Origin of the sequence: Bradyrhizobium sp. CIR18 (assembly GCF_014198295.1) — a bacterium.
GTDB lineage: Bacteria > Pseudomonadota > Alphaproteobacteria > Rhizobiales > Xanthobacteraceae > Bradyrhizobium.
Map to the genome: position 1 here is coordinate 109533 of NZ_JACIHF010000015.1, position 21640 is coordinate 131172.

Sequence of the window (21640 nt, forward strand, 5' to 3'; positions counted from 1 at the left end):
ATCAATTCTGCAACGACGCAAAGGACGATACAGCCTATGACCAAGCGCACCCGCCGGCCCTCGGAGAGTGGCCTCAGCCGCCGTCAATTGTTGAAGGCCACCGGCTCGACCGCCGCACTTCTCGCCGCCGCAAAACTGAATTTCCCCGCCGGCGCTTTCGCGCAGGATTCAGGCCCCGAGGTAAAGGGTGCCAAGCTCGGCTTCATCGCGCTGAGCGATGCCGGCCCACTCTTCGTCGCCAAGGACAAGGGCCTGTTCGCCAAATACGGCATGCCCGACACCGACGTGCAGAAGCAGGCCTCCTGGGGCACCACGCGCGACAATCTCGTGCTCGGCTCCGAAGGCAACGGCATCGACGGCGCGCACATCCTGACCCCGATGCCTTACCTGATCTCGGCCGGCAAGGTGACGCAGAACAACCAGCCGACGCCGATGTACATACTGGCGCGGCTCAACCTCGACAGTCAGTGCATTTCGGTCGCCAACGAATATGCCGATCTCAAGCTCGGCGTCGACGCATCGCCGTTCAAGGCGGCGCTGGAGAAGAAGAAAGCCTCCGGCAAGGCCGTGAAGGCCGCGATGACCTTCCCCGGCGGCACGCATGATCTCTGGATCCGCTATTGGCTCGCCGCCGGTGGCATCGATCCCGACAAGGACATCGAGACCATCGTGGTGCCGCCGCCGCAGATGGTGGCCAACATGAAGGTCGGCACCATGGACTGCTTCTGCGTTGGCGAGCCCTGGAATCTGCAGCTGATCAATCAGAAGATCGGCTACACCGCGGTCAACACCGGCGAGCTCTGGAACAAGCATCCGGAAAAGTCCTTCGGCATGCGCGCCGCCTTCGTCGACAAATATCCGAAGGCCGCCAAGGCGCTGCTGATGGCGGTGATGGAAGCCCAGCAATGGGCCGACAAGGCCGAGAACAAGGCCGAGCTCGCCGCCATCATGGGCAAACGGCAGTGGATGAACTGCCCGGTCGAGGACGTGCTCGATCGCAGCGCCGGCAAGTTCGACTACGGCATCCCCGGCAAGGTGGTCGAAAACTCGCCGCACATCATGAAGTACTGGCGCGACTTCGCTTCTTACCCGTTCCAGAGCCACGACCTCTGGTTCCTCACCGAGGACATCCGCTGGGGCAAGTACGAGCCTGGCTTCGACACCAAGGCGCTGATCGCCAAGGTCAATCGCGAGGACATGTGGCGCGATGCGGCCAAGACTCTGGGCGTCGCCGCCGCGGAAATTCCAACCTCCACCTCGCGTGGCAAGGAGACCTTCTTCGACGGCAAGGTGTTCGATCCCGAAAATCCGGCAGCCTATCTGAAGTCGCTCGCGATCAAGCGCGTCGAAGTCTGATGGAGCCTGCGGCCGCCGTCAGGCGGCCGCTTCGTCCTTTGAAGTCGGAGAGGGATTTTCGATGAACATGCCTGCCACCAAGATTGAGCTTGAGATCGCGTCGCCTGCGGCCGTTGCCGCGCCGGTCGTCGCGCTGACGCCGAAGCGCCCGCCGCGCACGGAAGCCTATGCACGGATGGCGCGGGAAACTGCCGTGCGCGTGATCCCACCGCTGGTCGTGATCGCGCTTTTGACGCTGGTCTGGGAACTGGTCTGCCGCCGCGCCGGCTCGGCGCTGCCGCCGCCGTCGAAAGTATTCAAGGACACCAAGGAGCTGATCCTCGATCCGTTCTTCGACCATGGCGGCATCGACAAGGGCCTGTTCTGGCATCTGTCCGCCAGTCTGCAGCGCGTTGCCCTGGGCTATTCGCTCTCGGCGATCGCCGGCATCGCGCTCGGCGTCCTGGTCGGACAGTCGGTCTGGGCCATGCGCGGGCTCGATCCGCTATTCCAGGTGCTGCGCACGATTCCGCCGCTGGCCTGGTTGCCGCTGTCGCTCGCGGCCTTCCGCGACGGTCAGCCCTCGGCGATCTTCGTCATCTTCATCACCTCGATCTGGCCGATCATCATCAACACTGCGGTCGGCATCCGCAACATCCCGCAGGACTATCGCAACGTCGCCGCGGTGGTGCAGCTCAATCCGCTGGAATTCTTCGCCAAGATCATGATCCCGGCGGCCGCGCCCTACATCTTCACCGGCCTTCGCATCGGCATCGGCCTGTCGTGGCTGGCGATCGTTGCGGCGGAAATGCTGATCGGCGGTGTTGGCATCGGTTTCTTCATCTGGGACGCCTGGAACTCCTCGCATATCAGCGAGATCATCCTGGCGCTGTTCTATGTCGGCATCGTCGGCTTCGTGCTGGACCGCGTGATCGCGGGCCTCGGCAAGGTCGTCACCCGCGGCACCGCGCTGAACTGAGAGGAGAGGGTACATGACCGCCTATCTGAAGCTCGACCACATCGACAAGGTCTTCACCCGCGGTGCCGCCACCACGGAGGTGCTAAAGGAGATCAATCTCACGATCGAGAAGGGCGAATACGTCTCGATCATCGGCCATTCCGGCTGCGGCAAGTCGACCCTGCTCAACATCATCGCGGGGCTGACCAACGCCACCACCGGCGGCGTGCTGCTGGAGAATCGCGAGGTCAACTCGCCGGGGCCCGACCGCGCCGTGGTGTTCCAGAACCACAGCCTGCTGCCGTGGCTCACCGTGTACGAGAACGTCAGGCTCGGCGTCGACAAGGTCTTTGCCAGGACCAAGTCCCGTGCCGAGCGCGACGCCTGGGTCATGCACAATCTCAATCTGGTGCAGATGGCCCATGCCAAGGACAAGCGTCCTTCCGAAATCTCCGGCGGCATGAAACAGCGCGTCGGCATTGCGCGGGCGCTGGCGATGGAGCCGAAGGTGCTGCTGCTGGATGAGCCGTTCGGCGCGCTCGACGCACTGACCCGTGCTCACTTGCAGGACTCGGTGATGGCGCTGCATCAGAAGCTCGGCAACACCATTTTGATGATCACTCACGACGTCGACGAGGCCGTGCTGCTGTCCGACCGCATCGTGATGATGACCAATGGGCCGAGCGCGCGCATCGGCGAGGTGCTGGAGGTGCCGTTGGTGCGCCCGCGCAAGCGGCTCGAGCTCGCCACCAACACCACCTATCTGAAGTGCCGCCAGCGCGTGCTCGAATTCCTCTATGAGCGTCATCGCTTCGTCGAAGCCGCGTAACGAAGAGTTAACGCAAGCGGATGCCTGCGCACAAATAATCGACATCCCGCTCAATCCTTGTGCGTCGCACAAGGATTGAGCGAATCGCAAATTTTGCGTGCGAAAAAGCCCTGCAGAAATTTCTGGCAATACGAATAACGTCCTGAAATCCCTGTATTTCCAGCGTGCGCGCAACTGGCACGGAAATTGAAATGTCTTTGCGCGACGCCAACGACGACGTCCCTCAACATCATCAATCAGCATCGTGAACTCGCCACCGGGGTGAAGCCTCGGAGCGCGCCTCCATGTGAGGCAGAGCCTGCAACGACGCAGCGGTGAGCCTGGAAGGGATACTCAATGACGAAGAATCCTACTTGGATTTCAGACTGGCGCCCCGAAGATGAGGCGTTCTGGAATGCGACTGGCAAGACTATCGCGCGACGCAACCTGATCTGGTCGATCGTGGCCGAGCATATCGGCTTCTCGGTCTGGCTGATCTGGAGCATCGTCACCACCAAGCTGCCGCAGGCGGGCTTTCACTACTCGACCGACCAGCTGTTCCAGCTGATCGCGGTGCCGGGGCTGATCGGCGCCCTGATGCGCTTTCCCTACACTTTCGCGGTGACCACGTTCGGCGGCCGCAACTGGACCATCTTCAGCGCGGCGATCCTGTTCATTCCGACCTTGTCGCTTGCCTATTTCGTGAGCCAGCCCGATACGCCGTTCTGGCTGATGCTGCTGATCGCCTCGACCGCGGGTCTCGGCGGCGGCAACTTCGCCTCCAGCATGACCAACATCTCCTTCTTCTTCCCTGACCGGATGAAGGGCTGGGCGCTTGGCCTGAACGCGGCCGGCGGCAATATCGGCGTCTCCAGCGTGCAGCTCCTGACCCCGATCCTGATGACGCTCGCCGTCTTCAACCTGTTCCAGGCGACGCCGGTCGACGGCATCTTCCTGCAGAACGCCGGCCTGATGTGGGTGCTGCCGATCGCGATCGCGGTGTTCGGTGCCGTGTTCTTCATGAACAACCTGACCACGGCGAAGTCGTCGGTGAAGAACCAGCTTGCGATCGTCAAGCGCAAGCACACCTGGATCATGGCGTATCTCTATATTGGCACGTTCGGCTCGTTCATCGGCTATTCGGCTGCGTTTCCGCTGCTGATCAAGACCCAGTTCCCGCAAATCACGATTGCGATCGCGTTCCTGGGGCCGCTGGTCGGCTCGCTGTCGCGGCCGCTCGGCGGCTGGCTTGCCGACAAGATCGGTGGCTCGGTCATCACCTTCTGGAACTTCATCGTGATGGCGGGCGCAACGGTCGGCGTGCTCTACTTCGTCGGGCAGAAGGATTTCATCGGCTTCCTGTCGATGTTCCTGATCCTGTTCGTGACGACGGGCATCGGCAACGGGTCGACCTATCGCATGATCCCCTCGATCTTCCGCGAAGAGAACCTGTTTAAGGTGCGCGGCAAGGGCGATGCGGCGCGCGCGCTCGCGCTGAAGACAGCGAGCATCGAGAGTGGTGCGGCGGTCGGCTTCATCGGCGCGATCGGCGCCGTTGGCGGCTACCTGATCCCGACCGGTTTCGGCAAGTCGATCGCCCTGACCGGCGGCCCCCAGCTCGCGCTCGCGATCTATCTCGGCTTCTACGCCAGCTGCCTCGGCTTGACGTGGTGGTTCTACCTGCGTCGCGGCCCGCAGGGTGAGGGCGCGTCAAGCCTCGCGGAGGCGCGAGTCTGACACTTGGTACGAATCTCGCTTCTCCCCGTACGCGGGGAGAAGCATTGCCCGACAGTTTGACCATGAACCTGGTTCGCAATGGCGCGCACCAAGGCAAACCCAACAGGCAGGAGAACATCATGACGCCAGAACAGATCACCCTCATCCAGCAGAGCTTCGCCAAGGTTGCGCCGATTTCGCAAGCTGCCTCCGTGTTGTTCTACGATCGTCTGTTCGAAGTGGCGCCGTCCGTGCGTGCGATGTTCCCTGAAGACATGACCGAGCAGCGCAAGAAGCTGATGGGCATGCTCGCCGCCGTCGTCAGCGGCCTGTCGAACCTGGAGACGATTCTTCCCGTGGCCTCCGCGCTCGCCAAGCGCCACGTCGCCTACGGCGCCACCGCCGAGCACTACCCCGTGGTCGGCGCGACCCTGCTGTGGACCCTTGAGAAGGGTCTTGGCGACGCCTGGACGCCGGAATTGGCAAACGCCTGGACCGACGCTTACGGCGTGCTGTCCGGCTACATGATGTCCGAGGCCTATGGCGCGCAAGCGCAGGCCGCTGAATAGGAGATGCCTCGTGAGTGAACCGCTGGTCATCGTCGGTAACGGTATGGCAGCCGCGCGTCTGGTCGACGAGCTCGCCAAGTCCGCACTCGGCCGCTACGCGGTCGCCGTGATCGGCGAAGAGCCGCGGCTCGCTTACAATCGCGTGCTGCTTTCATCCGTGCTGGCCGGCGAGACCGGCTCGCACGAGATCGAGCTCCGGCCGGCGGACTGGTGGCGCCATCGCGGCGTCACGGTGCGCTACGGCTATCGCGTCACCGAGATCGACACCGGTCGCCGCGAGCTCAAGATCGAAGGCGAGGAGAGCATGGAATATTCCAAGCTCGTGCTCGCCACCGGATCGACGCCGCTGCGGCTGAATTTGCCGGGTGCCGATCTCGCCGGTGTGCACACGTTTCGCGATACGCGCGACGTCGACCTTTTGCTGACGCTGGCCGCTGCGAAGAAGCGCGTCGTCGTGGTCGGCGGCGGCCTGCTCGGGCTCGAGGCAGCCTACGGCCTTGCCAAGGCCGGTGCGCCGGTGACGCTGCTGCATTTGATGGACCGGCTGATGGAGCGTCAGCTCGATGGGCCGGCCGCCGACCTGCTCAAGACGCTGGTCGAGCGCAAGGGCATCCGCATCCTGCTCAATGCCTCGACCGCCCGCATCCATGGCGATGGTCATGTCGAGGCCGTCGAGCTTGCCGATGGCAGCCGCATCGAGGCCGATGCAGTGATCTTCGCCGCCGGGATCAAGCCGAACGTGGCGCTTGCCAAGGACGCCGGCATCGCGGTCAACCGCGGCATCGTCGTCAACGATGTGATGCAGACGGCATCGCCCGACATCTTCGCGCTCGGCGAATGCGCCGAGCATCGCGGCACCTGCTATGGCCTGGTCGAGCCCGCCTATGAGCAGGCGCGGGTGCTGGCACGGCATCTGGCCGGCCGGCCCGCCGCCTATCAGGGCAGCGTGGTCTCGACCAATTTGAAGGTCTCTGGCGTCAGCGTGTTCTCCGCCGGCGACTTCATGGGCGGGGAGGGCAGCGAGAGCCTGGTGCTGACCGACCGCAGGCGCGGCACCTACAAGAAGCTCGTGATCGCCGACGGCCGGCTCACTGGCGCGGTGCTGATCGGCGATACCGTCGATGCGCTCTGGTATCTCGAACTGATCCGCAATCGCGACAAGGTTGCGGCGATCCGCACCGACATGATGTTCGGCCGCGCGCTTGCGCGTTCTTCCGAGGCGGCTTGATAGAGCCGGCGTGACAAGGCAGCTTGATATGACGGCGATCGATCCCGCGCTTCGCACCACCAAGACGACCTGTCCCTATTGCGGCGTCGGTTGCGGCGTGCTGGCGACGCCGGACGGCAAGGGCGGTGCGGCGATCGCGGGCGACCCCGACCATCCCGCCAATTTCGGCCGGCTGTGCTCGAAAGGCTCAGCGCTCGGCGAGACCGTCGGGCTGGAAAGCCGCTTGCTCTATCCGATGATCCGCTGCAAGGGCGTGCTCGAACGCGTCGCCTGGAGCGATGCGCTCGATCATATCGCCCATCGCATGCAGCACATCGTGGCGCGCGACGGCGCCGACGCGGTCGCGTTCTATCTCTCCGGTCAGCTCCTCACCGAGGATTACTACGTCGCCAACAAGCTGATGAAGGGCTTTGTCGGCACGGCGAATGTCGACACCAATTCACGGCTCTGCATGTCGTCCTCGGTCGCCGGCCATCGCCGCGCTTTTGGCGCCGACACAGTCCCCGGCTGCTACGAGGATCTCGACCAGGCCGATCTGCTGGTCTTCGTCGGCTCGAACGCGGCCTGGTGCCATCCGGTGCTGTTCCAGCGCATGCTGAAGAACCGTGGGGAGCGCGGTGCGCGCATGATCGTGATCGACCCGCGCCGCACCGACACTGCCAGCGATGTCGATCTGTTCCTCGGCCTCAAGCCCGGCACCGATACCGCGCTGTTCTCCGGCCTGTTCGTCCATCTCGCTGACAATGGCGCGCTGGACCAGGATTACATCGCGCAGAACACGAGCGGTTTCGACGATGCGCTGGCGCGTGCGCGCAGCATCGCCGGCAGCGTCACTGCGACGGCGCTCGCGACGGGCCTCTCCGAGCAGGACGTCGCCACCTTCTTCAAGATGTTCCGCGACACGGACCGCGTCGTCACGCTGTATTCGCAGGGCGTCAACCAGTCGGCTCAGGGCACCGACAAGGTCAACGCGATCCTGAACTGTCACCTCGCGACGGGACGCATCGGCAAGCCCGGCGCCTCGCCGTTCTCGCTCACCGGCCAGCCCAACGCGATGGGCGGCCGCGAGGTCGGCGGTCTCGCCAATATGCTCGCCGCGCATATGGGCTTCACGCCGCCCGACATCGATCGTGTCAGGCGGTTCTGGAAGGCGCCGCGCATCGCCACCCATGAGGGCTTGAAGGCGGTGCAGCTGTTCGAGGCGATCCATCGCGGCGAGGTCAAGGCGCTCTGGGTGATGGGCACCAATCCCGCGGTGTCGCTGCCCGATGCGGACTTCGTGCGCGAGGCGTTGAATAAGCTCGAGCTGTTCGTGGTCTCCGAGAACGTGCTCTCCAACGACACGGTTGATGCCGGTCCGCATGTGCTGCTGCCGGCGCTCGCCTGGGGCGAGAAGTCGGGTACCGTGACCAATTCCGAGCGCCGCATCTCGCGCCAGCGCTCATTCCTGCCGGCTCCGGGAGAGGCGCGGCCGGACTGGTGGATCCTGAGCGAGACGGCAAAGCGTCTCGGCTTCGGCGACAGCTTCAACTACAAATCGGCGGCCGAGATTTTCCGCGAGCACGCCGCGCTCTCGGCGTTCGAGAACGACGGTAGCCGCGATTTCGACATCGGCGCGCTGACCTCGCTTTCGGACGAAGGCTTCGATGCCCTAAAGCCGGTACAGTGGCCGGTGCGTGAAGGCGGAGTGCCGAGCGATCGCTTCTTCGCGAGCGGCGGTTTCTTCACCAATGACGGCAAGGGCCGCTTCATTGCGCCGGAGGTGCCGTCGCTGCGCGGCGAGACCGGCGCCTCGCGCCCGCTCAGGCTCAATACCGGACGCATCCGCGACCAGTGGCACACCATGACGCGCACGGGTCTCAGCCAGCGGCTGGGCGCGCATCTGCCGGAACCCTTCGTCGAGATCCATCCTGATGATGCCGGCAAATACGGCATCGTTCACGACGGCTATGCCCGCGTTATCACCGATTACGGTCAGTGCATCCTGAAGGTCGTCGTTAGTGACAGCACTCAGCGTGGCACGTTGTTCGCGCCGATCCATTGGAGCGCGATGAATGCCTCGCATGGCCGCGTCGGAGCACTGGTTCAGTCCTTCACCGATCCGTTCTCGGGGCAGCCGGAATCCAAGGCGACGCCGGCCGCGATCGCGCCTTACGAATTCGTCTTCCGCGGCTTTGCGCTGGCGCGGAAGCAGCTCGATCTGCCGCCGAACCTGTTGTGGACCCGCGTCACGGTCACCGGCGGTTTCGGCTATCTCTTCGCCGACAACGCCGACCTTTCGCGCTGGCCGGCCTGGGTCGAGAGCATCGCCGGCGAGGACGTCGCCGACTATCGCGATTTCGGCGGCGGGGTCTATCGTGCGGCCTCGTTCGCGGGTGATCAAATCGAAACTTGCTTGTTCGTCGGTCCCGCGCATGACGCCGGCGATTGGGAGGTGGTGAAGAGCCTGTTCGTGGCCGACCACGTCAGCGACGAGCAGCGCCGCATGTTGCTGTCAGGCAAGTCCGGCGAGGGCGCCGCCTCGACCGGGCCGATCGTCTGCGCCTGCTTCGGTGTCGGCCGCGGCACCATCTGCGAGACCATCGCGGCCGGCGCGCGCTCGGCTGCCGAGATCGGCGCCAAGCTCAAGGCCGGCACCAATTGCGGCTCCTGCATTCCGGAGCTGAAACGCCTGATTGCAACGACGGACGTGGCACCGGTGAAGCACGCGAAGGTCGTCGCATAAGCTCGGCTGTCATCGCCCGGCTTGACCGGGCGATCCAGTACGCCGAGACATCTGTGATGAAGCGGTGAGGCCGCGGCGTACTGGATTCCCCGCTTTCGCGGGGAATGACAGTGAGAGCGAGGCGCCATGCCTCCGCCTCAATCGACGCGCCGTCGATTGTGCCCTATGCTGCGCGCTCCCCCTCAACACGTCCAAAACAACAATGATGTACCTGGAAACGCCGCCGCGCCTGATCGAGACGAAAATCTTCTCCACCATGCCCGAAAAGTTCCGCCGCAAGGGCGTGCGGACCGATTGGGCCGATGCCAACCGGCCGAATGTGCCGACCGACAGCTTCATCGAGGGGCCTTCCTTCGACAGGGACGGCAATCTCTACATCGTCGACATTCCCTTCGGCCGCATCTTTCGCATCGCGCCTGACGGTGAGTGGTCGCAGGTCGTCGAATATGAGGGCTGGCCGAACGGACTGAAGATCGCCGCGGACGGGCGCATCCTGGTGGCCGACTACAGGCACGGCATCATGGAGCTCGACGCCAAGGCTGGCCGCATCAAGCCCATCCTGACCGCGCGCAATTCGGAATCGTTTCGCGGCTGCAACGATCTGCATCTTGCTTCCAACGGCGACATCTATTTCACCGATCAGGGCCAGACCGGCCTGCACGACCCCAGCGGTCGCGTCTATCGTCTCGCATCGAATGGCCGGCTCGATTGCCTGGTCGACACCGGTATCAGCCCGAATGGCCTGGTGCTCGATCCCCCCGAAACCGTGCTGTTCGTCGCGATGACGCGCGACAACGCGGTGTGGCGGTTGCCGTTCATGAAGGACGGCAGTGTGTCCAAGGTCGGCCGCTTCTGCTCGCTGTTCGGCACCAGCGGTCCCGATGGCTTGACCATGGACGCCAGGGGCCGCCTGTTCGTCGGCCATGCCTCGCTCGGCCACGTCTTCGTGTTCGCGCCGAACGGCGAATTGCTCGCGCGGATCAAGTCGTGCGCGGGGCCGAATTGCACGAATGTGGCGATCGGTGGCGCCAACAAGGATCGTCTCTATATCACGGAGTCGTCGACCGGCAGCGTGCTGGTGGCTGATATCGGCGGATTGAACTCCTGAGCCTTGTGGCGGTTGCCTGAGCGGAAGAGCGACAGCGGAGACGAGCATGAACACAAACCCTTTCGGCAAGACCGGTGCCAACGTCTCCGTCATCGGGCAGGGCACCTGGTATCTCGACCATGGCGATCGCAAGCGCGCGATCGCGGCGCTCCAGCGCGGGCTCGATCTCGGCATGACGCACATCGACACCGCCGAAATGTATGGTGATGCGGAGCTCGTCATTGCGGATGCGATCGCGGGTCGCCGTGATGAAGTGTTCCTCGTCTCCAAGGTCTTGCCGAACAACGCGTCGCGCGGCGGAACCATCACCGCCTGCGAGCGTTCGCTGAAGCGGCTGAAGACCGACCGTCTCGATTGCTATCTCCTGCACTGGCGCGGTTCCTATCCGCTCGAAGACACCGTGGCCGCGTTCGAGGAGCTGGTGAAATCAGGCAAGATCAAATCCTGGGGCGTTTCCAATTTCGACGCCGACGATCTCGACGAGATTCTCGATGTCGCCGGCGAGGATCGTATCGCCTGCAATCAGGTGCTCTATCATCTGAAGGAACGCGCGATCGAGCACGCGGTGATTCCGTGGTGCGAGCGGCATGGTGTTTCCGTGGTCGCCTATTCCCCGTTCGGTCATGACGATTTCCCTGATGCACGCAGCAAGGGCGGTGCCGTGCTGGCGCGCATCGCAGAGGCTCGTCGCGTGACGCCGCGTCAGGTCGCGCTCAGCTTCCTTACCCGTGCGACTACGGTGTTCGCGATTCCGAAGGCCTCGTCTGCCGAACATGCCGGCGAGAATGCGGCGGCCGGTGATCTCGTGCTGACGAAAGACGAGATTTCGGCGTTAGATGCGGCGTTTCCGCGCGGGGCGAAGCCGCGCAGCCTGCCCATGCTGTAACGCACAAACGGCCATTATTAACGGAGCATTGACGCGCGCGGCGGCTCGCGCATATCGGCATCCTGTTTTCGGAAGTTGTGAACGCGCCGCATTTGTCGTTTTTTACAACCGTTCTCGATTCGCATTTTCCCGGGTTCCAGCCGTGACACCGCCGCCCGCCGCAGCCGCAAGGCTCGACAGTATTCCCATGCCCGTGCCGGAGAAGAAGCAGACGGCTCGCCGTGCGCCTGCGCGCGTCGACCATCCCTTCAAGGGCATTGCGCTGGTGCTGCTGTCGACGATCTTCCTCGGCTGCTCCGACACCACCGCGAAATATCTCTCGACCAGCCTGCCGTCGATCGAGATCACCTGGATCCGCTTCGTCACGTTCGCGCTGATGTTCACGCCGGTGATGCTGCCGGGCTCGCCGCTGCATGCGATGCGCACCGAGCGGCTCGGCCTGCAGCTGATGCGCGGCGCCGCGCTGCTCGGCTCCTCGCTGTTCTTCATCACCGGCCTGAGTTTCCTGCCCATCGCGGAAGCTTCCGCCACCGGCTTCGTTTCGCCGCTGTTCGTCACTGCGCTGTCGATCGTCTTCCTGAGCGAGAAAGTGGGCCTGCGACGCTGGATCGCGACCGGGATCGGCCTGACGGGCGTGCTGATCATCCTGCGGCCGGGCACCAGCGCGTTCCACGCCGCCGCGTTCTTCCCGATCATCTCGGCGTTCTGCTGGGCGGCGGCGCTGATCTTGACGCGCATGATGAGCGGACGTGAAGCCGTGCTCACCACGATGGCGTATTCCGCGCTCACGGGCGTTGCGATCCTTTCCGTGATGGTGCCGTTCGTCTGGGTCACGCCGACGTGGACCGCGATTGGCCTCGGCATCGTGATCGGCGTCGCCTCGACCGTCGGCCAGTGGATCATCGTGCTGGCCTATCGCTATGGCGATGCCTCGGTGCTGGCGCCGTTTTCCTACACCCAGTTGCTGTGGGTCAGCATTCTCGGCTTCTTCATCTTCGGCGAGGTCCCCGACCTCTGGACGGTCGTCGGTGCCGCCTTCATTGTCGCAAGCGGTCTCTACATCGCCCATCGCGAGCGTATCCGCCGCGCCCAGCTGCTGGTGCTGGAAGAGCGTTCCCCGAACCCCTGACGCAAGTTCGCGCGCCCCGTTACGTGCTATCAACGGCTCCAACAATACGGGAGGAGCCGGATGCGCGCTGCGATTTTCAGGAACGGTGAGATTGTCGTCGACAGGATGGCCGAGCCGAAGCCGGGCCCCGGCCATGTGCTGGTCAAGACGCTCGCCTGCGGCATCTGCGGCTCCGACCTGCATGCGCGCCAGCATGCGTCGCGGATGGTGGAGATGGCCAGGAAGACCGGTCGCACGCCGATGGATCTGTCGCGTGACGTCGTGTTCGGTCACGAATTCTGCTGCGAGATCGTCGATTACGGCCCCGGCGCGGAACGCAAGTTCAAACCGGGGACGCATGTCTGCTCGCTGCCCGCGCTGGTGACGCCGGATGGCATCAAGGGAATCGGCTACTCCAACGACTTCGTCGGCGGCTATGCGGAGCAGATGATTTTGAGCGAGCCGCTCCTGCTCGAAGTGCCCAACGGTCTTGCGCCGGAACATGCGGCGTTGACCGAGCCGCTCGCGGTCGGCATTCACGCCGTGGCAAAGGCCAATATCCGGGGCGGCGAAGTGCCGCTCGTCATCGGTTGCGGCCCTGTCGGGCTCGCGGTGATCGCGGCGCTGAAGATCAAGGGGCTGCACCCGATCGTCGCCGCCGACTATTCACCGGCGCGGCGCACGCTCGCGGCAAAGCTCGGCGCCGACGTCGTCGTCGATCCCAGGGTGTCGCAGCCCTATGCGACCTGGGCCGAGCACGCGCAGATGTCGGACGCCGAGAAGGCGGCGAGGCCGCCGTTCCAGGCCATGCTGCCGGCGCTGAAGCCCGCGATCATCTTCGAATGCGTCGGTGTGCCCGGCCTGTTGCAGCAGGTGTTCGAAGGTGCACCGCGTGACGCGCGCATCGTGGTGGTCGGTGTCTGCATGGAGACCGACAAGAGCGAACCCATGCTCGGCATCATGAAGGAGCTGAACGTCCAATACGTGCTCGGCTACACGCCGGACGAATTCGCAGGCTCACTGCGCCTGATCGCGGAAGGGCAGGTGGATGCGGCGGCGATGGTCACGGCCGAGGTCGGCATCGACGGCGTCGCCAAGGCGTTCGCCGATCTCGCCAATCCTGAAGCCCACACCAAGATCATCGTACAGCCGTGGCGGTGACGGTCTCGTAGGGTGGGCAAAGGCGCAAAGCGCCGTGCCCACCATCTTTCCCGATTCAAACGCAGATGGTGGGCACGCTTCGCTTTGCCCACCCTACGAGACCTGAGTCCATACCCATGCGGCCGAATTCGTTCGCCCCCGTCAATATTTCGCCGGCACGTACATCTCCGGCGGAACCGGGCCGCGCTGATAGTCGGGGTGGCGGACGCGCGGCGGCAGCATCACCGGCGCGCGAGCGACCTCCTGATACGGGATCTGGCTGAGGAGATGCGCGATGCAGTTAAGCCGCGCGCGCTTCTTGTCGACGGCATCGACGATCCACCACGGTGAGTCCGGCAGGTGCGTGTGCTCGAGCATCGTCTCCTTAGCCTTGGTGTATGCCTCCCAGCGGCTGCGCGCCTCGACGTCCATCGGGCTCAGCTTCCACTGCTTGAGCGGATCCTTGATGCGCATGGTGAAGCGGAACTGCTGCTCGTCGTCGGTGATCGAGAACCAGTATTTGACCAGGATGATACCGGAGCGGATCAGCATGCGCTCGAACTCGGGCACCGTCTTGAAGAATTCCTGGTACTCCTCCTCCGAGCAGAAGCCCATCACGCGCTCGACGCCGGCGCGGTTGTACCAGCTGCGGTCGAACAGCACGATCTCGCCGCCGGCCGGCAGGTGCGACACGTAGCGCTGGAAGTACCATTGCGTGCGCTCGCGCTCGCTCGGGGCGGGAAGCGCCGCGACGCGGCAGATGCGCGGATTGAGACGCTGGGTAATACGCTTGATGACGCCGCCCTTGCCGGCGGAGTCGCGGCCCTCGAACAGCACGACAACCTTCTTGCGCTCGCTTTGCACCCAGTCCTGCAGCTTGACCAGCTCGCCCTGGAGCCGCAGCAGCTCCCGGAAATAGAGCTTGCGATCGACCGTCGGACCCGGTGTGTCGGTTTCGTCCAGGAGCTCGTCGAGCCTCGTGTCATCGAGCTCCATCTCCAGCTCCTCGTCGAGGTCGTCGGCCATCTCCTGAATGATGCGCTCGCGCTTGGCGGTTTGGAAGGTGCGGTCGGATGCGGTCATGGGCTTCTTCTCTCGGCTAGGGTGCCAGTGTTACCAACGACCATCGGCGGGGTTTGTTGCGTCCATGTGACAGCCGCTCTGTCCTGCGGAGGCAGGTCACACCGGCAGCGCGATCGAATATTTCACCTGGCTCAGCGCAAAGCTGGACTCGATCGAGGCGATGCCGTCGAGCCGGGTCAGCTTGGTCTTCAGGAAGGTCTCGTAGGAGGCGAGGTCGGCCGCAACGACGCGGAGCAGATAGTCGCGGTTGCCGGTCATCAGATAGCATTCCAGCACCTCGTCCCATTTCGAGATCGCGCGCGCGAAGCGGTTGAGATCCTCCTCCTTCTGCCGCGCCAGCTTGATCGAGATGAAGACGCTGACATGCAGGCCGAGCGCCTTCTGATCCACGGTCGCAACATAGCGGCTGATGACGCCGCGCTCCTCCAGCAGCTTGACCCGGCGATGGCAGGGCGAGACCGAGAGCCCGACCTTGTCGGCGAGTTCCTGCATGGTCAGCCGGCTGTCGGCCTGAAGCAACGCGAGGATTTTGCGGTCGATGGCGTCGAGCTCTGGCATTGGGATAGGCCTTCAAATTTCCGGCGATTATTAGTATAGTATCCCAATATTGACGGGTATTGCGCGAAGAATTGAGAAGTTTGGCGCCTCCCACGGGCGTATCATCGCGCCACCTGTTCCCGGGAGCCTTGCCATGCCCGTCGATACCGCCCGCCTCGACACCTTGACCGCGCTGAGCCGCAAGGCGCTGTGGCTGTCGTCCTGGACCATCCACCACGCCAACCACATCCGCCTCAATGCCGACGGCTTGAAGGTCGGGGGACATCAGGCCTCGTCCGCCTCGCTCGCCACCATCATGTCGGCGCTGTATTTCCATGTGCTGCGCCCTGAGGATCGCGTCGCGGTGAAGCCGCATGCGAGCCCGGTGTTCCACGCCATCCAGTATCTGTTCGGCCGGCAGAGCCGCGAGAAGCTGGAGAACTTTCGCGGCTTCAAGGGCGCGCAGTCCTATCCCTCGCGGACCAAGGACGTCGACGACGTCGATTTCTCCACTGGTTCGGTCGGCCTCGGCGTCGCGCAGACGCTGTTCGCCTCGGTGGTGCAGGACTACGTCAAGGCGCATGGCTGGATGAAGGATCGCCGCGAAGGGCGGATGATTGCGCTCGTCGGCGATGCCGAGATGGACGAGGGCAACATTTTCGAGGCGCTCGCCGAGGGCTGGAAGCACGGCCTGCGCAACACCTGGTGGGTGGTCGACTATAACCGCCAGTCGCTCGATGCCGTCGTGCGCGAAGGGCTCTGGGAAAAGTTCGAGACCATGTTCCGCAATTTCGGCTGGGACGTCGTCATCGTGAAATACGGCCGCCTGATGCGCGAGGCCTTCGCCGAGCCCGGCGGCGAGGCGCTTAAAGCTTGGATCGACAATTGCCCGAATGCGCTCTACGCCGCGCTCTGCTTCCAGGGCGGCGCCGCGTTCCGCAAGCATCTGCATGACGAGATCGGCGACCAGGGCCCGATCACCAGGTTGATCGACAAGCGCAGCGACGACGAATTGCTGGCGCTGATGTCGAATCTCGGCGGCCACGACATGGCGAGCATGCTGGAGGCGTTCGAGTCCATCGATCACGACCGTCCGGTCTGCTTCATCGCCTACACCATCAAGGGCATCGGCCTGCCGTTCCAGGGTCACAAGGACAATCACGCCGGCCTGATGACGGTCGCGCAGATGGAGAAATATCGCGACAGCCAGAACATCCGGCCCGGTCACGAATGGGAGAAGTACGAAGGGCTCGCGCAATCCGCCGCCGAACTCGACGCGTTCCTCGCGCGCGTGCCGTTCAACCAGGACGGCCGCCGGCTGACCGCGCCCGTCGTCGAGGTGCCCCAGCAGCTCGCGTTCAAGCCGTCACCGCAGATGTCGACCCAGCAGGGCTTTGGCCTCGTGTTGAACGAGATCGCGCGCAGCGACGGTGAGTTGGCAAGGCGCATCGTCACGACCTCGCCCGACGTCACGGTGTCGACCAATCTCGGTCCGTGGGTCAACCGGCGCGGCCTGTTCGCGCGCGCCGAGAAGGCGGACTTATTCCGCAGCGAGAAAATTCCCTCCACGTTCAACTGGGACTTTTCGCCCAAGGGCCAGCATCTCGAGCTTGGAATTGCCGAGATGAACCTGTTCATCATGCTCTCGGCGCTTGGGCTGTCGCACCAGATCAACGGCGAGCGGCTGCTGCCGGTCGGCACGCTCTATGATCCCTTCATCGAGCGCGGGCTCGATGCGCTGAACTACGCCTGCTACCAGGACGCGCGCTTCATGGTGGCGGCGACGCCATCAGGCATCACGCTCGCGCCCGAGGGCGGCGCGCACCAGTCGATCGCGACGCCCCTGATCGGCATGGCACAGGACGGGCTCGCCTCGTTCGAGCCGGCCTTCGTCGACGAGCTCGCCGTGATCATGGCTTTCGGGTTTGAGCACATGCAGCGCGAAGCGGGCGAGGGCGGCTCGGTGTACCTGCGGCTGTCGACGCGCAGCATCGAGCAGGCGCAGCGGATCATGACGCCGGAGCTGCAGCAGGGCATCACCGACGGCGCTTATTGGCTGCGCAAGCCGGGCCCGAATGCCGAAGTCGTGATCGCCTATACCGGCGCGGTGGCACCTGAGGCGATCGAGGCGACCGGCTTCATCGGCGAGAGCCGGCGCGACATCGGCCTGCTCGCGATCACCTCGGCGGACCGCCTCCATGCGGGCTGGACCGCCGCGCGGAAATTGCGGCGGGATCGCCGCGGCGTGCAGCATCTCAGCCACATCGAAAAGCTGCTGGCGCCGCTGCCGCGCGACTGCGGCATCGTGACCGTGATCGACGGCCATCCGTCAGCACTCGGCTGGCTCGGCAGTGTCCGCGGCCACCGCGTCGAGGCGCTCGGCGTCGAGCAGTTCGGCCAGACCGGCACGATCGCGGACCTTTATCGGCACTACGGCATCGACGCGAACGCCATCATCGATGCGGCCGAAAGCCTCACTACCGGCGCGCCGGTGCTGCACCGGAAGATGGCGGTGTAGTCGAGGTAACCGGTCGCATGGGCCCCGGCTCTGCAGCGCACCGCTGCTCCGGACGATGCTTCGCATCGCCAGGATAGCGCTGCGCTGCGTCCGGGGCAGGAGCCTGGTTGGACTCGCTCCAATCTCGTGTCCCGGACAAGGCGCGACATGAAATGTCGCGGCGCAGAGCCGGGACCCAGGCCGCTTGCCCCGCTCCGTCTCTCCGCCCATATTCCGCGCGTCCGCCGCAACGCTGGCCCCGCATATGGCGGGTTCAATTGCCGGCGCTTTCGTGCAAGGATGCCTGCCGAAACGCCCCCACGCCCCCAAGAAGAGGTTAACGATGGTCAATCGCATGCAATTCTACATCGACGGCGCCTGGGTCGATCCCGCCGTCAAGAAGTCCACCGCCGTGGTCAATCCCGCGACGGAAGAGGCGATGTACGAGGTTGCGCTGGGCTCCAAGGCCGACGTGGACAAGGCGGTTGCCGCCGCCAAGCGCGCCTTCGCAACCTTCTCCCAGACCAGCCGCGAGGAGCGCGTCGCGCTGCTCACCAAGGTCATCGAGGTCTACAAGGGCCGCCTCAAGGAGATCGGCGCGGCCGTCTCCGACGAGATGGGCGCACCACTGCCGATGGCGGAGAAGCTCCAGGCCGGCGCCGGCCTCGGCCATCTCATGACCACGCTCGACGTGCTCAAGAACTACCATTTCGAAGAGCCGGTCGGCACCGCCATGGTGCTGCGCGAGCCGATCGGTGTGGTCGGCATGATCACGCCCTGGAACTGGCCGCTCAACCAGATCGCCTGCAAGGTCGCGCCCGCGCTCGCCGCCGGCTGCACCATGATCCTGAAGCCGTCGGAGTTCACGCCGACCTCGGCGCTGATCTTCGCGGAAATCCTCCATGAAGCTGGCGTGCCCAAGGGCGTGTTCAACCTCGTCAACGGCCTCGGCCCCGAGGTCGGCGCCGCCATGAGCGAGCACCCCGATATCGACATGATCTCCTTCACCGGTTCGACCCGCGCCGGCATCGACGTGGCCAAGCGCGCCGCGCCGACCGTGAAGCGCGTCAGCCAGGAGCTCGGCGGCAAGTCGCCGAACGTCATCCTCGAAGGCGCCGACCTCACGAAGGCGGTGACCGGCGGCGTGATGCACATGTTCAACAACTCCGGCCAGTCCTGCAACGCGCCCTCGCGCATGATCGTGCCGCTGTCCAAGATGAAGGACGTCGCCGCGATCGCGAAGGCCGTCGCCGACAAGACCAAGGCCGGTGATCCCCGCGCCGAAGGCACCACCATCGGTCCCGTCGTCAACCGCGGCCAGTGGGACAAGATCCAGGGCCTGATCAAGAAGGGCATCGACGAGGGCGCAACGCTCGTCGCCGGCGGCCCGGGCCTACCCGAAGGCGTCAACAAGGGCTTCTATGTCCGCCCGACCATCTTCGCCGACGTCACCCCCGACATGACGATCGCGCGCGAAGAAATCTTCGGACCGGTGCTGACCATCATCGGCGCCAAGGACGAAGCCGAAGCCGTGCAGATCGCCAACGACACGCCGTATGGCCTTGCCGGCTACGTCACGGGTGCCTCGGTCGAAGACGCCAAGCGCGTCGGCCGCCAGATCCGCGCCGGCAACGTCAACCTCCAGGGCGTGCCGAACGACCGCACCGCGCCGTTCGGCGGCTACAAGCAGTCGGGCAACGGACGCGAGTGGGGCAAGTACGGCCTCGAGGACTTCCTCGAAGTGAAGGCCGTCGCCGGTTTCAACGCGGCGTAAGTTTTAGCGCGTGAACGAATGACGCCGGAGCGGGCAACCGCTCCGGCGTTTTTGTTTTGGGCGGCGTGTCGCGACAAGGCGAGGTGCCGTAGGGTGGGCAAAGGAGCGAAGCGACGTGCCCACCATCACGCCACAAGCGAGCAGTGGTGGGCACGCTTCGCTTTGCCCACCCTACGAGACCGTCATTTGTGGAGCGCCTATCCCCCCACCGCACCCTGCGTGTTCACATACAGCGCGTAGATCGACTGGCTCGCCGCCATGAACAGGCGGTTGCGCTTGACGCCGCCGAAGCAGAGATTGGCGCAGCGTTCGGGCAGGGCAATGCGGCCGATCATGACGCCGTCGGGCGCGAACACCACCACGCCGTCGAGCTCAGGATCTCCCATGCCCCAGCCGCACCAGAGATTGCCGTCGATGTCGCAACGCATGCCGTCCGGCGTGCCCGGACCTGCATCGATGTGGACGCGCTTGTTGGAAATCTCGGTGCCGTCAGCCGAGACGTCATAGGCGAGGATTTTTCGGTTTGGCACGCCGCGGGATTCCACGACATAGAGGATCTTCTCATCCGGCGAGAAGCACAGCCCGTTCGGCCCGAGCACCCCCTCGGCGACAATGGCCGCCTTGCGCGTCTCGGGATCGAGCCGGTAGACATTCGGCTCGATCTCGGGCTCGGCCTTGTAGCCCTCGTAATTGCCGAGCAGGCCGAAGGTCGGATCGGTGAACCAGATCGAGCCGTCCGATTTAACAACGACATCGTTCGGCGAGTTCAACCGCTTGCCGTTGAATTGATCCATCAGCACGGTGACGCTGCCGTCATACTCAGTGCGGGTCACGCGGCGCCCGCCATGCTCGCAGGTGACGAGCCGGCCCTGCCGGTCGCGCGTGTTGCCGTTGGCGAAGTTCGAAGGCTTGCGGAACACGGAGACCGCGCCGGTCTCCTCCTCCCATTTGACGATGCGCTGGTTCGGGATGTCGCTGCACAAGAGATAGCGCCCGTCGCCGAACCACACGGGACCCTCGGCCCAGCGCAGGCCGGTCGCCAGCCGCTCCACCGCGGACAGCTTCAGCCAGTATTTTTCGAAGCGGGGATCGAGTGCACGAATGGTCGGGTCGGGGTAATACGTCGCCGGCCGCCAGCCTGGCCGCTCCTGGGTGTGGGACGATGCCTCATTCATGTCGGTTCTCTCGTTTCGTTCCCTCTGGACAATGCTGCTATCATTAGAGACACGTGACCGCAAATCGGTCACCAACGGCGAGGGAAGACATGCCGCGTATTTTGATGACGGGAGCTTCGGGCGGAATCGGCACGAGCCTGCGAAGACTGCTGCCGCCGATCTATTCGGATCTCCTGCTGTCCGACATCAAGCCGCCGGCCGATCTCGGCGCGAACGAGAAGTTCAAGGCAGCGGACCTCGCCGATCTCGCGCAGTGCGAGGCGATCTGCGAGGGCGTCGACGGCATCATTCATTTCGGCGGCTATTCGGTCGAAGGCAACTGGGACCAGATCCTCCAGGCCAACATCATCGGCGGCTATAATCTGTTCGAGGCGGCCTACCGCAAGGGCGTCAAGCGCGTGGTGTTCGCCTCGTCGAACCACGCCGTCGGCTTCTATCCGCGCCACCACAAGATCGGCACCGACGTGACCCCGCGTCCCGATGGCCGCTATGGCGTCAGCAAGGTGTTCGGCGAGGCCGTTGGCGCGCTCTACGCCGACAAGCACGGGATGAAGGTGACGTGCCTGCGCATCGGCAATTTCGGCGACATGCCGCTCGACCAGCGCCGGCTCTCGATCTGGCTCAAGCCCGACGACCTCGTGCAGCTCTGCCGCATCGGGCTCGAGCATCCCGACATCCATTTCGAAATCTTCTACGGCGCCTCCCTCAACGAGCGCGCCTGGTGGGACAACAGCCGCGCCTACGAATTCGGCTACCGCCCCACGGGGCGCGCCGAGGATTTCCGCGAGCACGCGATGGCCGAGCAGGCCAAGCTGAAGCCGGATCCGGTCGGCGATTATTTCCAGGGCGGCACGTTCTGCAGCATGGAGTTCGATGCGGATCCGGACCGGATTATCGATTGGAATAAGCGGTAGCGCCTGTCGTCATGCTCGGGACAAACCCGGGCATGACGGTCCGTTGATCTAGATCAACCTTCCTCTCGTCGTCTGGCTC

At 64.4% G+C, this 21640-nt stretch carries 17 protein-coding genes; 14 read left to right on the top strand and 3 right to left on the bottom strand.

Going from position 1 to position 21640, the window contains the following annotated elements; all coding sequences use genetic code 11:
* Positions 1 to 36 precede the first annotated feature (36 nt).
* The 11 genes from GGD65_RS32730 (at position 37) to GGD65_RS32780 (ending at position 13602) form a co-directional block, all read left to right on the top strand.
* The gene (locus GGD65_RS32730) at positions 37 to 1356 is read left to right on the top strand and encodes a CmpA/NrtA family ABC transporter substrate-binding protein (RefSeq protein WP_179739543.1); all 1320 of its coding nucleotides are present in this window, start codon (positions 37 to 39) and stop codon (positions 1354 to 1356) included.
* Between the two features lie 61 nt (positions 1357 to 1417).
* Positions 1418 to 2314, top strand: a complete 897-nt coding sequence (ntrB, locus tag GGD65_RS32735) for a nitrate ABC transporter permease (RefSeq protein WP_179739540.1) — start codon at positions 1418 to 1420, stop codon at positions 2312 to 2314.
* A 13-nt stretch (positions 2315 to 2327) separates the two neighbouring features.
* Positions 2328 to 3122 carry an ABC transporter ATP-binding protein gene (locus tag GGD65_RS32740; RefSeq protein WP_018322789.1) on the top strand — a complete coding sequence of 265 codons (795 nt, stop codon included), beginning with the start codon at positions 2328 to 2330 and terminating at the stop codon, positions 3120 to 3122.
* Between the two features lie 336 nt (positions 3123 to 3458).
* Positions 3459 to 4838, top strand: a complete 1380-nt coding sequence (locus GGD65_RS32745) for an MFS transporter (protein ID WP_018322790.1) — start codon at positions 3459 to 3461, stop codon at positions 4836 to 4838.
* 119 nt (positions 4839 to 4957) lie between these two features.
* Positions 4958 to 5386, top strand: coding sequence for a globin family protein (locus tag GGD65_RS32750; protein WP_183237935.1), 429 nt, complete (start codon positions 4958 to 4960; stop codon positions 5384 to 5386).
* 10 nt (positions 5387 to 5396) lie between these two features.
* On the top strand, positions 5397 to 6614 hold the full coding sequence (locus GGD65_RS32755; RefSeq protein WP_179739532.1) for an NAD(P)/FAD-dependent oxidoreductase: 1218 nt from the start codon (positions 5397 to 5399) through the stop codon (positions 6612 to 6614).
* Between the two features lie 28 nt (positions 6615 to 6642).
* Positions 6643 to 9339 (top strand): nitrate reductase, encoded by a 2697-nt coding sequence (locus tag GGD65_RS32760; protein ID WP_183237994.1) that lies wholly within the window; start codon positions 6643 to 6645, stop codon positions 9337 to 9339.
* 205 nt (positions 9340 to 9544) lie between these two features.
* Positions 9545 to 10447, top strand: a complete 903-nt coding sequence (locus GGD65_RS32765; protein ID WP_183237995.1) for an SMP-30/gluconolactonase/LRE family protein — start codon at positions 9545 to 9547, stop codon at positions 10445 to 10447.
* Positions 10448 to 10493: 46 nt separating this feature from the next.
* Positions 10494 to 11333, top strand: a complete 840-nt coding sequence (locus GGD65_RS32770) for an aldo/keto reductase (protein ID WP_183237936.1) — start codon at positions 10494 to 10496, stop codon at positions 11331 to 11333.
* 187 nt (positions 11334 to 11520) lie between these two features.
* Positions 11521 to 12462, top strand: coding sequence for a DMT family transporter (locus GGD65_RS32775; protein WP_183231925.1), 942 nt, complete (start codon positions 11521 to 11523; stop codon positions 12460 to 12462).
* A 60-nt stretch (positions 12463 to 12522) separates the two neighbouring features.
* A complete protein-coding gene (locus GGD65_RS32780; protein WP_183237937.1) occupies positions 12523 to 13602 on the top strand; it encodes a zinc-binding dehydrogenase in 1080 nt (359 codons plus the stop codon).
* A gap of 141 nt (positions 13603 to 13743) precedes the next feature.
* Here GGD65_RS32780 and ppk2 read toward each other — a convergent pair whose 3' ends face one another.
* Positions 13744 to 14664: a polyphosphate kinase 2 gene (gene ppk2 / locus GGD65_RS32785; protein ID WP_092259662.1), complete on the bottom strand. Its 921-nt coding sequence runs from the start codon at positions 14662 to 14664 to the stop codon at positions 13744 to 13746.
* Positions 14665 to 14760: 96 nt separating this feature from the next.
* The gene (locus GGD65_RS32790; RefSeq protein ID WP_028144303.1) at positions 14761 to 15222 is read right to left on the bottom strand and encodes an Lrp/AsnC family transcriptional regulator; all 462 of its coding nucleotides are present in this window, start codon (positions 15220 to 15222) and stop codon (positions 14761 to 14763) included.
* Between the two features lie 133 nt (positions 15223 to 15355).
* Between GGD65_RS32790 and GGD65_RS32795 the strand changes: the two genes are divergently transcribed.
* Positions 15356 to 17719 (top strand): transketolase, encoded by a 2364-nt coding sequence (locus GGD65_RS32795; protein ID WP_183237938.1) that lies wholly within the window; start codon positions 15356 to 15358, stop codon positions 17717 to 17719.
* Positions 17720 to 18041: 322 nt separating this feature from the next.
* Complete coding sequence (locus GGD65_RS32800) at positions 18042 to 19472, top strand: aldehyde dehydrogenase family protein (RefSeq protein ID WP_026202817.1); 1431 nt, start codon at positions 18042 to 18044, stop codon at positions 19470 to 19472.
* 197 nt (positions 19473 to 19669) lie between these two features.
* Here the strand turns inward: GGD65_RS32800 and GGD65_RS32805 are convergent, their stop codons facing one another.
* A complete protein-coding gene (locus tag GGD65_RS32805; RefSeq protein ID WP_183237939.1) occupies positions 19670 to 20647 on the bottom strand; it encodes an SMP-30/gluconolactonase/LRE family protein in 978 nt (325 codons plus the stop codon).
* Between the two features lie 89 nt (positions 20648 to 20736).
* Here GGD65_RS32805 and GGD65_RS32810 point away from each other — a divergent pair, with 89 nt between their 5' ends.
* Positions 20737 to 21561 carry an NAD(P)-dependent oxidoreductase gene (locus GGD65_RS32810; RefSeq protein WP_183237940.1) on the top strand — a complete coding sequence of 275 codons (825 nt, stop codon included), beginning with the start codon at positions 20737 to 20739 and terminating at the stop codon, positions 21559 to 21561.
* Positions 21562 to 21640: the final 79 nt, after the last annotated feature.

Bases quoted from the DNA above. Each gene is read 5' to 3' on its own strand.
- GGD65_RS32760 (WP_183237994.1), top strand. From the start codon at position 6,643: ATGACGGCGATCGATCCCGCGCTTCGCACCACCAAGACGACCTGTCCC.
- GGD65_RS32800 (WP_026202817.1), top strand. From the start codon at position 18,042: ATGGTCAATCGCATGCAATTCTACATCGACGGCGCCTGGGTCGATCCC.
- GGD65_RS32750 (WP_183237935.1), top strand. From the start codon at position 4,958: ATGACGCCAGAACAGATCACCCTCATCCAGCAGAGCTTCGCCAAGGTT.
- GGD65_RS32780 (WP_183237937.1), top strand. From the start codon at position 12,523: ATGCGCGCTGCGATTTTCAGGAACGGTGAGATTGTCGTCGACAGGATG.
- GGD65_RS32810 (WP_183237940.1), top strand. From the start codon at position 20,737: ATGCCGCGTATTTTGATGACGGGAGCTTCGGGCGGAATCGGCACGAGC.
- GGD65_RS32805 (WP_183237939.1), bottom strand. From the start codon at position 20,647: ATGAATGAGGCATCGTCCCACACCCAGGAGCGGCCAGGCTGGCGGCCG.
- GGD65_RS32740 (WP_018322789.1), top strand. From the start codon at position 2,328: ATGACCGCCTATCTGAAGCTCGACCACATCGACAAGGTCTTCACCCGC.
- ppk2 (WP_092259662.1), bottom strand. From the start codon at position 14,664: ATGACCGCATCCGACCGCACCTTCCAAACCGCCAAGCGCGAGCGCATC.
- GGD65_RS32730 (WP_179739543.1), top strand. From the start codon at position 37: ATGACCAAGCGCACCCGCCGGCCCTCGGAGAGTGGCCTCAGCCGCCGT.
- GGD65_RS32765 (WP_183237995.1), top strand. From the start codon at position 9,545: ATGTACCTGGAAACGCCGCCGCGCCTGATCGAGACGAAAATCTTCTCC.
- ntrB (WP_179739540.1), top strand. From the start codon at position 1,418: ATGAACATGCCTGCCACCAAGATTGAGCTTGAGATCGCGTCGCCTGCG.
- GGD65_RS32775 (WP_183231925.1), top strand. From the start codon at position 11,521: ATGCCCGTGCCGGAGAAGAAGCAGACGGCTCGCCGTGCGCCTGCGCGC.
- GGD65_RS32795 (WP_183237938.1), top strand. From the start codon at position 15,356: ATGCCCGTCGATACCGCCCGCCTCGACACCTTGACCGCGCTGAGCCGC.
- GGD65_RS32790 (WP_028144303.1), bottom strand. From the start codon at position 15,222: ATGCCAGAGCTCGACGCCATCGACCGCAAAATCCTCGCGTTGCTTCAG.
- GGD65_RS32770 (WP_183237936.1), top strand. From the start codon at position 10,494: ATGAACACAAACCCTTTCGGCAAGACCGGTGCCAACGTCTCCGTCATC.
- GGD65_RS32745 (WP_018322790.1), top strand. From the start codon at position 3,459: ATGACGAAGAATCCTACTTGGATTTCAGACTGGCGCCCCGAAGATGAG.